We start from the raw sequence: 12,638 nt of genomic DNA, 5'->3' as shown, positions 1-12,638 counted from the left end.
CGGCGATGGATTTTTCCGATATTCCCGAGGGGCACGCCGACGGCGAGGAGCCTCTCGTCTTCCATTACAGCAGGGAGCGTCGCCTTGAGCATGCCCCGCAGATTGTGCGCGACTACTACGACGGGAAGCTCACGGCGTTCCGTCCGGGGCTGTTCAAGGCGCTCGTCGCGACGAAGGCGAACCGCTTCATGCTCTTCGCGCTCGTCCTGTGCTTCTGCGTCGTCCTCTTCAACGCGTTCTTCGGCCCCAAGGAGAACGCCGAGACGTACAGGGGAATCCCCCTCGTGCTGAAGACGTTCCGGTTCGCGGAGTCGTCCGCCGGGGAGGTTTTCGCGGTCGTCGAGGTTGGCGACGCGGAGAAGCGGTACGCGGATTCGTACGGGAACGGCAACGAGGTCGTTATCACGGCTAAATTTAGGTTCCTAGATGTCGATAATCAGATAGTCCTCGACGAAGCGGAGAAAACCGCCGTTTATTCCGGCGGCAAGATGAGCCTCGGCGTCAAGGCGCAGGATTTCGAGCTTTCCTCCGTGGAGGCGCTGATACTGCTCCGAAACGCCGGCATCGACGCGAGCGTTTCGCTGAGGTCGAAAATATCGAGGTGACGGCAGAGCCGCCGCCTGTGCCAGGAAATCGAAAAATGTTGCAGTTCTACTTTCTTTCTGTTTTGCTGAATGTCCTCTGCGGATTCGTGCTTGTCTATGCCGCCGCGAAATCAAGCGCGCGGAATTCCGCCATGTACAGTTCCGACGACGGGGACGATTTCTTCAACAGCATTGACGGCGACACCCCGTTGCCCGATTCCGAGACGGATGAGCGCCTGCGCCCGTTCCTCTCCTTCCTCAACGACTCGACGTTCAGGCTCGTCCTCGGCTCCGTGTCGATGCTCGTCGGCTTCATAAAGCTTTTCTATTCCGTGCGGAACGACATCGCCGTGCTCGGCGATTTGCTTCCCGCTCTCGCAGGTCTTTGCGGCGGTTCGTGCCTCCTTTTCGATTATTTCGACGCCCGCTCCGAATTCGGCCTGTCCATCCCCGAGCCGCTTGAGAACGTCATCGTCGGCGGACGGCGCTACATCGGCCTGTTCTGCATCGTCGCGGGACTCCTCCATTTCATATTCCCGAAAGTGATTCTTCTGTAAGGGGCGCTTGCGACATTCACGCGTTCTGAGTTCGGCTTGGTTGGAGCAAGCGCACGCAGCACGTGCCGGGGGCACGTGTGCGCCTTGGTGGGGGTTGCGCGCGTGTGTGTGGATTTTGTCGTTCTAAGTTTGTTTTGCGGAGTTTCTGCGTTCCAAGTTCGGCTTTGTTGGAGCAAGCGCGCGCAGCACGTGCCGGGGGCACGTGTGCGCCTTGGTGGGGATTGCGCGCGTGTGGCGGTGGTTTTTCGTTCCAAGTTCGGCTTGCAGGGTTTCCGCGTTCTAAGTTCGGCTTTCATGGAGCAAGCGCACGCAGCACGTGCCGGTGGGCACGTGTGCGCCCGGATGGAATTGCGCGCGTGTGGGGGGATTTTTGCGTTCTGAGATTTTGTTTGCGTGGATTTTCCCGTTCTAAGTTCGGCTTTCATGGAGCAAGCGCACGCAGCACGTGCCGGGGGCACGTGTGCGCCCGGATGGGATTGGCGTGCGTGGGGCGGTGGTTTTGCGTTCCAAGTTCGGCTTGCGGAGTATTTTCGTTCTGAGTTCGGCTTGCGGGGTATTCCTGCTCTAATGGGAACGATGTTCCTGCTCTAATGGAAGTGGCGTTCCTGTTCTAATGGGAACGGCATTCCTGTTCTAATGGGAACGTCGTTCCTGCTCTAATGGGAGCGTCGTTCCTGCTCTAATGGGAGCGTCGTTCCTGCTCTAATGGGAGCGTCGTTCCTGCTCTAATGGGAGTGGCGTTCCTGTTCTAATGGGAACGATGTTCCTGCGTTTTTGCTTCGTCTTATTGGTGATGTTCAGAAAGGCGCCGCCCGGTTCTTTTGTTGCGAAACTCGAATCTCTCGCTTCCATACAATGCGGCGAATAATTTCGTGGCGGGGAGGGGGAGCCGTTTTTTGGTGCGGTGTGGTAGAATAGGACGGGTTTTGTGTTGGCTTCCATTAAAAAAAGGGGAATCGATTATGAAAACGTTCCGGAAATTTTTCGGCATTTTGGCTGCCGTCCTTTCATTTTTTGCGGTGTCGTGCGCGCTTTTTGGGGATGAGGAAAGTGGCGTTGAGGAATCGGCGGGGGCGCTGACGGCATCCGTGAGCGGGAGCGTCTCCCTTTCTGGGGCGGCGCCGGGCGCTCTCCGGAGCAGTGCGGCGCGGACTGCGCTTCCGTCGCTGGGCGAGGAAATCTCGTATTCCGTGGAGGCCTCGGACGGGGAGATAAAGTACACCGCCGATGTCGATGCGGAGAATCTCACGTTCTCGTTCGGCGACCTTGCGGTTGTTGAGGGCGGGACTGAGTACACGATTACGGCGACGGGAAAATCAGGCGGCGTGGCAGTGCTTTTTGGCAAGGTGACGGAAACGCTTCGTCCCGGCGACGCGTTTTTCTGCGAGGTTCCCGTAAAGCCCTATATGGACAGCGGGACGGGGAACGTCAGACTCGAAATAGACGTCAGCGAAACTGAAATAAAGTCGTGCGCGATAGAACTTGACGGCGGCTCCGTTTCATCTTGCCCCGTAGATTCCGACGGGAAAATCCTTTTTGAGAAGACGCTTGATTCGGGATGCTACGATGCGGTTTTCAGCTTCTACAGCACGGCGGATTCATCATCCGCGGATGGTGTTCTCCTCTACGAATTCCGCGAGTCCGTCCACGTCTGCAAATCGCTTGTGACGGATTCGTGGTTCGGCTCGTCGGCGTACATCACCACGGACGGGGAATGCGTGATAACAAAAACGCTCGTCGATAAGTTCGCGCTTTCGAGGATTTACGTGTCGTCGAAAAAATCGGACAGCAAGGAGACGGGGACGCGCGCGGAGCCGTACAAATCGGTTGCCCGTGCGATGAATGCGCTCCTTGATAAAGATACCGACTACACGATACTCGTCGACGGGGAGCTTACGGGCGCGCAGACAATCCCGGATACGCTCAAAAAAGATGGAACTGGCGCATATAAAGCCAAGTCTCTCACAATTTCCGGGGCAACTGGAAATACAACAGACAGCTTGAAAGGCGGATTTACTTCAAGCTCAAACGGAACGACGCTCAAGATTCTTACCGACGTTCCCGTGACAATCAAAAATCTAAAAATCACCGGCGGATATGCGGCTTCATCTTCTGCAGGCGGCGGCGGTCTGTATGTTAAGGGTGATGTCACGCTTTCGGAAGGCGCGCTTGTTTCAGGAAATTACACCGCTTCTTGTGGCGGCGGAATCTACAACGATTCTAAAACACTTACGATTGAAGATGGTGCGGAAATTTCTGGCAATTACGAGAAGGGCGTTTCCAACTGCGGTGGAGGCGGTATTTTTAACTATAAAGGAACTCTCATAATCAGCGGTGGAGTTATAAAAAACAACAGCGCGGACCATGACGGCGGTGCGATTTATACTAAAGAAGGGACCTGCTACATTTATGGTAATACCCTGATTGGAAAAGATGTTACTGCTGCTCCGGGTGAATGGTACAATGGAAGTAATAAGGCAGAAAACGGGGGCGCAATCTGTGTTAATGGTGGTAATGTTTATATTGGCTACAAAAACAACAACGGAACGGCATCGAAAGATGATGAAGCCAGTGTAAAAGTTACGGGAAACGCCGTAAAGTCGAGCAGCTCAAAGGGCGGCGGCATTTATGTTGCGGCGGGAATCGTACAGATTGCAAAAACCAGTGTTGGGTTTAATTATTCTCCAAAGGATGGGGGCGGAATTTACACTACAGGAACTGTTCGCCTTATGGAAGACGCCGTGATAAAGGGAAACAAAGCTTATAGTTATGGCGGAGGCGTTCATGTCAATAAAAAAGGAAGCCTCAGCATGGCGGGCAACTCAATTATCGGCGGAAGTGAAAGTGGAGAAGCAAATACGGCAGCTTCTGGCGGCGGTGTTTATGTTGCAAGTAATAGTACGGTTACTGGAGATGAAGCAACTGTAACATTCGGAGTGTCAGGAGCTTCCGTAAGTCCGTCTATTACCGGGAACTCTGCGACAAGCGGCGGTGGTGGTGTGTATATTGACAATTTTGGAGCTACATTCAATATGCACTCAGGAACTATCAGCAACAACAAGGTTGTCACCGGAACAACTGGTGGCGGCGGTATTGAGATTAGCTACGGAACTTTCAACATGGAATGTGGAACAATCAGTGGTAACAAAATTGAAACTCCGGGTACTTCTGTTCTTGGAGGAGCAGTTGATGTCAACGTGGGTGGAAAATTTAATATCAAAGGCTCTGTCTCAATTCCTTATGGCGGAGAAAAATACAATAATGATGTAAACCTTAGAAGCAACCCGATTACGATTACAGGGGCAATTACTTTATCGGAAGGTGAAACTTTTGTTGCCGCTATTATTCCGCAATCATACGCAACGAGTACACAAGTGTTTGAAATTGTGGAAAATCCAAATCCTATGACGACTCTTTCGAGAGCAAAAAATAAGTTCTCATTAATTCAAAAAGATGGTGAATCATGGTTCATCAATAATCAGGGGTACCTGCAAGTCGGCACTTTGGTACAGTCTGCAACAGATTTAATGAATAACTTTGCAAATATTAACACTATGACATCTGAACAAACTGCTGATTTATACATAGTTTTTGATAGAGACATCGATATCAGTTCTGAAACAAATTGGATGCCGATTGGTTATGCTTCAAACTCTGCCGAAAGTGAAGGAACTGATCTTGTGGAATTTAAAGGCACAATAGACGGCAACGGACATACACTTACCATAAGTGACAATCAGTCAAAACGCTTTTCGGCTTTATGTTACACTAATAATGGTGTAATACAGAACATAAAGATTAAATCTACAAAGACAATCGCTTTCAATACCAATGCACCGCATTTTAATTTTTCTGGTATTTGCGTGAATAACAATGGTATAATTAAAAATTGCTGGAACGAAATAGACTGTGAGGGAATTACATTCGAAGGTTGTGGTGGAATATGTATAACCAACAATGGGGTGATTGAAAATTGCATAAATACTGGCAGCATAACTTCTACATTCCATACGAATGGTTGGGGCGGCATATATCAGCCGGCTGGTGGTATTGTAGGTACTTTGACTGGTAACGGTGTAATAAAGAATTGTGTGAATTACGGAACTGTAAAAGTTCCAAAGAAATTTGATCATCCAGACGGATTATCTGGCTTAGCAGGAGCTATAGCAGGCTATTCACCATCGGACGGGAATATCATTCAGAACTGCTATTGGCGTTATAATTGTGTAAGGTCAAATGCAACTCAATCATCGGAAGGTAAATTTAATACAAGCGCAACAGATGATTTGAACTGGATGATTTGTAAATCTCAGAATTATGATACCACTCAAATACGAAAAGGTACATTTACAGGTAATGGCTCTTTCGCAGCAAACAATAACGGAACTCTTACAGCCGCAAGCGCAGATGACGCCGGAACTGCCCAGACACTGCAATACGGCACGAATTTGCTTACCGCGCTGAACAGCTTTGTCAGCGACAATCCGGATGACGGCATTTGCGAGTGGAAGTCCGGCTCATCTTATGCCGCGATACTGGAGTGCTTCAGCGACGACTGAGGCGCGGAGGGGGAGTTGTTTTGGGCACGGTGTGGTAGAATAGGATGGGTTTTGTATTGGCTTCCATAAAAACGGAGAAATGGTTATGAAAACGTTCCGGAACTTTTTCGGCATTTTGGCTGTCATTCTTTCATTTTTTGCGGTGTCGTGCTCGCTTTTTGGGGATGAGGAACATTCTGCGGAGGAAAACGTCGTCGAGCCGGCGCTGACGGCATCCGTTCGTGGGAGCATGGACGTTTCCGGGGCGGCACCGGGCGTTTTTCGGAAAAATGCCGCGCGGACGGCTCTTCCATCGTTCGGGAGCATCTCGTATTCCGTCGTTGCTTCGGGCGGCGGAAGGAGGTACGAGGCGTATGTCGATTCGGAGAATCTCTCGTTCTCGTTCGACGAGCTTGCGGTTGTTGAGGGCGGGACGGAGTACACGATTACGGCGACGGGGACTGTTTCGGGAAGCGAGGTTGTTTCCGGAAGTTGTGCCGTCACGCTTCGCCCGGGCGACGCGCTCGTCGAGGACATAACCGTAAGGGGTGCGGCTTCGGAAAGCGGGAAAGTGAACCTGACGATTGTCGTGTCGGGGACAAGCATCGAATCGTGCAAAATAAGCGGGGAAGGGTACTCCGGAAATTGTGACGTTTCCGGCGGGACGATAACGTGGAACCCCTCCGACAATGTTCCTTCCGGAACGTATACGTTCGGCTTTTACGACGCGAATGCTGTTCTCCTCTATGAATTCCGCGAGTCCGTTCAGTTTTACGGCGGTCTTGTGACCGACGTGTGGTTCGGCTCCTCCCCGTACATCGCGGACGGTGAATGCGTGATAACGGAAGAGCTCGTCAAGAAATTCGCGCTCACGAGGATTTACGTCTCCGAGACCGGAAACGACGGCACGGGAAGCGGAACGCGGGCGAAACCGTACAAATCGATTGCAAAGGCGACGTGCGCGCTCATGGATTCCGCTACCGACTACACAATTGTCGTGGACGGAACGCTGACGGGCAATCAGGAAATCACCGATACGGTGACTTCGGAGAAAGCAAAGTCGGTTACGGTTCAGGGCGCGAACGGAAGCGGAACCGACATCCTCGACGGGAACAATTCCGGCTCCGTCCTCACGATAAAGACGAATGTTCCAGTCACAATCAAGGACATCAAAATCACGAGGGGAAAGGCTGAATTCGGCGGCGGTATCTACATTGGGGAAGGGGCGGACGTGACGCTCGAAAATTCGGAAGTCAGCAAGAACAAGTCGTCAAAGTACGGCGGCGGGATTGCCGTCTTCTGCGGCATCCTCACGCTGAAAAACAGTTCCGTAAATGAGAACAGCACGACGACTCAAACTCAAGGTGTCGGCGGCGGAATTGCCCTTTACGGAACTGAAACTGCTGAGGCGAAACTCACTATGGAGGAAGGTTCCGTCATAAGCGGAAACAATACATACCAGAACAAAAGCGGCGGCGGCGTGAGCCTGTATAACGGAAAAACGTCGTTCACAATGAACGGCGGGCTTATCGAAAAGAACACTGCCTATGCCGGCGGCGGCGTTGACGTGTGCAACGGCTCGTTCACCATGAAAGGCGGAACTGTTTCCGAAAACACCGCGACGCATTCCGGTTCCGGCGACATTGTCGGCGGCGGGGTGAATATCCGGGGAACTGGTTCCTTCTCGATGGAAGGCGGCACGATTTCCGGAAATACCGCAAAAGAAGGCGGCGGCGGCGTTGCGGTTCATAGCGGGTTGTCTTTTTCGATGAGCGGTTCTGCTTATATTCCGTATGGCGGAAGCAAAGGCAAGAATGACGTGATGCTCATCGACGCCGACACGCTCATCACGATTGGCGGCGCGCTCACTCCTCCTGCGGCGGCGACGGACTCTTCGGGAAAAACAACCGTCGCGACGATAACGCCTGAATGGAATCGCGGAAAATCTGTCATAAAAGCTGGCGGAACGGTAACCGACGTTTCTGCTTACAAAAATTATTTTGGGCTTTCTGAAGATGGGTGGCTTTTAAAGCCTAATGCCGCTAATACGGATTTGCTCATCGACGCTCCGATATATGTGAAAAACAGCGGAAACGACGACACGGGAACGGGAACGAAGCAGAATCCGTACAAGACGCTCGAAAAAGCGTGCGGGCAGCTTTCGGACGGCGGCGTCGACTACACGATTTACGTTGACGGCGAGCTTACTGGCGTGCAGGTAATCCCCGATACGGTGACTTCGGCAAATGCAAAGTCTGTTACGGTTCAGGGCGTGAACGGGCTTGACGAGAGCGGAGTGCCGAAGGACAAAATCAACGGGAACAATTCCGGCTCGGCGCTCACGATAAAATCGGGCGTTTCCGTGACGATAAACGAGCTTGCGATTACGGGCGGAAAAGCAGGACGCGGTGGCGGAATCAATATCGCGTCTGACACGACCGTCGTTCTTGACGGCGGGACTGCCGTCAGCGGAAATTCCGGAGAGCGCGGCGGCGGAATCGCAGTCGGAGGGCAGAGCTCGACTGTCGGCGGCAAACTGATTCTCAAGAACTGCAAGATTCACGACAATTCGGCGGACGGTTGTGGCGGCGGAATCTTCTGCGAGGACGGCGGAAAAACGGTGGAGGTCGAAATATCCGGGGACTCCGTGGAAATCTACAGCAACAAATCTGAAAACAGCAATGATGACGGATGGCGCGGCGGCGGCGGTATCCGTGTCGGAAATCGCGGGAAAGTAACGATGAACGGAGGAAAAATTTACAGTAACAGCGTGAAAACGAAAGGCGCGGGCGTGAGAGTGAAGGGGACGAGCGCCGTGTTTATTATGAACGCCGGAGAAATTTACGGAAATACCTGCAACAACGATGGCGGCGGCGTCTGGAGTGAAAATACGTTCACCATGTCCGGCGGAACGATAAGAGGCAACTCTGCTTCAAACGGCGGCGGCGTTTACATGAACGGCGGAACGTTCACCGTGAAGGAAGATGCCCAAATTGATGGAAATACAGCCTCGACGACCGGCGGCGGCGTTTATACGAACGGCGGAACGTTCACCATGACGGGAAATGCCCAGATTGTTGGAAATTCAGCTCCGACCGGCGGCGGAGCTTACGTTTTTGACGGAACGCTCGACATGCAGGGCGGAAAAATCGGGACAAGTGCCAAGCCGAACACGTGCAGTGCTACAGGTAACGGAGCGGGCGTTATTGTGCGTTCTTATGCTACTGCGATATTTAAAATGAGCGGCGGCGCGACGGTCGCAAAAGAAAATGAAGTATATCTTCCGGGGACATCTTCTATGATAACTGTCGCCGGAACATTGTCAGGAACTGCCCCAGTCGCGATGATAATGCCTGCGAGCTACACTGCAGACAGGCAGGTTCTTGGAGGAACGGGAGTAAGTGGCGGATACAAGAAATTCGCGCTTGAAAAAAAAGGCTACTACATCGACAGTGAGGGAAAAGTTCAGGAAGGTTATTTTGTTACTGCGGCAAATGCTTCAAGCACGATAACAAGCCTTACAAGCTCTGCAAAAATTGTCATCGACGGTTCAATTAGCACAACTCAGTTTGCTAGCATAAAAGCAGCTCTTATTGCACTGAATTCTAGTAATGAAAATATCAGGGTCAATCTTGATTTGTCAAAAACGACTGGTCTTACAAGCATTCCTGCAAATGCGTTCTGCGATAGCGGCGGCTGCAAAGCTCTTTCTTCTGTTGCTCTGCCAACTACAGTTACTTCATTAGGAGAAATGGCTTTCAGCGGATGCAGTAACCTTACATCTATTACAGGTTATACAAATGTGACAAGTTATGGTAAAGAAGCCCTGGCATCTACAAAAATTACAAGTTGGAATTTTCCATCTGGAACCACGACTATTTCAGAAGGACTTTTTTGGCATACAAATCTTTCTGATGGTGTCACAATTCCGAATACGGTAACAACAATTGGCGATAAGGCATTCAACTGTTCATATCTTCCAAGCATTTCTATTCCGTCTTCCGTACAGACTATTGGAAGATTGGCATTCAACTACTGCAACTTCACGACTCTTACTATTCCTAATACTGTAACAACTATTAATGAATACTTGGCCTCAAACTGCTATAACCTTACTACAGTAACGCTTCCAAATAACAGTTCGGTCACAACTATACCAAAAGAGGCGTTCAGTGAGTGTGACAAGCTGACTACAGTAAATTATTACAACAATATAACAGAAATTGGGGATAAGGCATTCTATAAATGTGAGTCGCTTACTTCGTTTACAGTAAAGACAAATGTCACAAAAGTTGGAGCAAACTTCCTTAACGCCTCTGGGGTAACATCTATTACATTTGAGGTTACAAGCGGCTGGAAAGAAAAAAATGGGACCGTGGAAACAAGTATGGATGCTTTTTTTGCAGACCAAACAACTTTAATAAATGCGCTCAAAGGAACTTTGGGAACGTACGGATACAGTTCTGGTAATAGTCATCCGTGGATCAGGTAAATTGGCTTTTTGCATACATGCTACGCTTCGTGGCATGTATGCTGATGATTTATTTTGTCTGTGCTTTTACTCGAAAACACGGATGACGGTATTTGCGAGTGGAAGGCCGGCTCGTCTCATGCCGCGATACCTGAGTGCTTCAGCGACGACTGAGGTGCGGAGGAGCGTGAACAAAAGGCGGCGTGCAGCCGGGTCGGCACCGACAAGCAGGCGCTTTCTGCCTCAGCGAGTCTTGATTCGGAATCCACGGAACACGGATGCGGAGGATGTCGCGGAAGGTATGCTCATAAGGTGGCTGAGCGCAGCCGAAGCCCGCTCGTTGCCCCCGCACGTGCTGCATCCGCTTGCCCCGACCAAGCCCAATCTTAGAACGCGGAAACGCCGCAAGCAATATTTAGAACGAGAAAACCCCGTCCCACGCGCGCAAACTCACAACGGCGCACACGTGCCCCTGCACGTGCTGCGTCCGCTTGCTCCAATAGAGCCAATCTGAGAACGAGTAAATGTCGCAAGCGGATTTTTCTGAAATATATTTTGACTATTCCGCACCGCCGTTTTTTGTTGTTGATTGTTTTTTCTCAAGAAAGCCTATATACTTCCCCGTTGAAACAGTCTCTGTAGAGGCTCTGTAAGATTCATTATTACTAGGAGATTCCTATGAAGTACACTGCAGAAGTGGAGCACATGTGTCCGCTCGCGAAGGGCGCGTATCACGGTCCCGCTCCGATTCCGGAAGAAGGTGAATGGGTTCAGGCGAAGAAAGTCGAGGACATTTCTGGCTTTACGCATGGTATCGGCTGGTGCGCACCGCAGCAGGGCGCGTGCAAGCTCTCGCTCAACGTGAAGGACGGCATCATCGAGGAGGCTCTCGTCGAGACAATCGGCTGCTCTGGCATGACCCACTCTGCCGCCATGGCGAGCGAAATCCTCATCGGAAAGACACTTATCGAGGCATTGAACACCGACCTCGTCTGCGACGCCATCAACACGGCTATGCGCGAGCTTTTCCTTCAGATTGTCTACGGACGCACCCAGAGCGCGTACTCGAAGGACGGTCTCAAGGTCGGCGCTTCTCTCGAGGATTTGGGAAAGAACCTCCGCTCGCAGGTCGGAACGATGTTCGCGACACGCAAGACAGGTCCCCGCTACCTTGAGATGACGGAGGGATACGTCGAGACATGCGCGGTCGACAAGGACAACCAGATTATCGGCTACAACTGTATCAACTTCGGAAAGCTCATGGACGCTCTCAAAGCCGGCGTTGACCCGAAAGAGGCAATCGAGAAGGCACGCACGCACTACGGACGCGTCACGGCTGACCAGGGCATGGTCAAGCTCATCGACCCGCGCAAAGAGTAAGTCAGGAATACGGAGGAAACAGGTATGTCATTGTTTGAGGATTACGAAGGCCGCATTCCGCAGGTCAACAAAGCTCTCAAGGAATATGGATTCAGCGAAGGCGAGAAGGGCTTGAACGAGGCCCGCGACCTCTGCAAGGCTCGCGGATTCGACCCCTATGAAATCTGCCAGTCAACGCAGCAGATTTGCTTCGAGGACGCGAAGTGGGCTTATGTCCTCGGTTCTGCAATCGCAATCAAGGAAGCGGAGAAGTCCGGCGACAAGACCGGCTCAACAGCCGCCGCCAACATCGGAAAGGGACTCCAGGCGTTCTGCTTGCCGGGTTCTGTCGCCGACGACCGCAAGGTCGGTCTCGGACACGGAAACCTCGGCGCCCGCCTTCTTTCCGAGGAGACGCAGTGCTTCGCGTTCTTGGCTGGCCACGAGTCATTCGCCGCTGCTGAGGGCGCAATCAAAATCGCTGCCAACGCCAACAAGGTCCGCAAGAACAAGCTCCGCGTCATCCTGAACGGTCTTGGAAAAGACGCCGCGCAGATTATCAGCCGCATCAACGGATTCACATACGTCCAGACAAAGTTCGACTACTTCAACGGCGAGGGAACTGACAAGGCTCTTACAGTCGTGAAGGAAGTCCCGTACGGAAACAACCCCGACCGCCTCATCGTCAAGTGCTACGGCGCCGACGACGTTCGCGAGGGTGTCGCTATCATGTGGCACGAGGATGTCGACGTTTCCATCACAGGAAACTCAACGAACCCGACACGCTTCCAGCATCCTGTCGCGGGAACGTACAAGAAGGAGCGCTTGCTCGCGGGCAAGAAGTACTTCTCTGTCGCTTCCGGCGGCGGTACGGGACGCACGCTGCACCCGGACAACATGGCTGCGGGCCCGGCTTCTTACGGCTTCACTGATACTCTCGGTCGCATGCACTCTGACGCCCAGTTCGCAGGCTCTTCATCTGTTCCTGCTCACGTCGAGATGATGGGCTTCATGGGAATGGGAAACAACCCGATGGTCGGTTGTACGGTTGCGTGCGCCGTCGCAGTTGCGGGCAGCTTCTAATTCTTTTTGAGTTTTAGATTTCTGTAGTAGCGAAAAATGCGGGGCT

6 protein-coding genes are annotated in these 12,638 nt (G+C 52.0%); all 6 read left to right on the top strand.

The window, feature by feature from the left end; genetic code table 11:
* Nucleotides 1–5 precede the first annotated feature (5 nt).
* The 6 genes from TRESADRAFT_RS05750 to TRESADRAFT_RS05725 all read left to right on the top strand — a co-directional run bounded on the left by TRESADRAFT_RS05750 (nt 6) and on the right by TRESADRAFT_RS05725 (nt 12,592).
* Nucleotides 6–605, top strand: coding sequence for a hypothetical protein (locus TRESADRAFT_RS05750; RefSeq protein WP_002703721.1), 600 nt, complete (start codon nt 6–8; stop codon nt 603–605).
* Between the two features lie 35 nt (nt 606–640).
* Nucleotides 641–1,141, top strand: a complete 501-nt coding sequence (locus tag TRESADRAFT_RS05745; RefSeq protein ID WP_002703720.1) for a hypothetical protein — start codon at nt 641–643, stop codon at nt 1,139–1,141.
* Nucleotides 1,142–2,103: 962 nt separating this feature from the next.
* Nucleotides 2,104–5,700, top strand: a complete 3,597-nt coding sequence (locus tag TRESADRAFT_RS05740) for a hypothetical protein (protein ID WP_002703719.1) — start codon at nt 2,104–2,106, stop codon at nt 5,698–5,700.
* A gap of 85 nt (nt 5,701–5,785) precedes the next feature.
* On the top strand, nt 5,786–10,171 hold the full coding sequence (locus TRESADRAFT_RS15010) for a leucine-rich repeat protein (protein WP_002703718.1): 4,386 nt from the start codon (nt 5,786–5,788) through the stop codon (nt 10,169–10,171).
* Nucleotides 10,172–10,828: 657 nt separating this feature from the next.
* Nucleotides 10,829–11,530 (top strand): iron-sulfur cluster assembly scaffold protein, encoded by a 702-nt coding sequence (locus TRESADRAFT_RS05730; RefSeq protein ID WP_002703717.1) that lies wholly within the window; start codon nt 10,829–10,831, stop codon nt 11,528–11,530.
* A gap of 24 nt (nt 11,531–11,554) precedes the next feature.
* A complete protein-coding gene (locus TRESADRAFT_RS05725; protein ID WP_002703716.1) occupies nt 11,555–12,592 on the top strand; it encodes a GGGtGRT protein in 1,038 nt (345 codons plus the stop codon).
* The last annotated feature ends 46 nt before the right edge of the window (nt 12,593–12,638 follow it).

It is taken from the genome of Treponema saccharophilum DSM 2985 (genome assembly GCF_000255555.1).
Lineage (GTDB): Bacteria > Spirochaetota > Spirochaetia > Treponematales > Treponemataceae > Treponema_D > Treponema_D saccharophilum.
The sequence above is the reverse complement of the archived record's forward strand: the minus strand, read 5'-3'. Positions and strand labels throughout refer to the sequence as shown.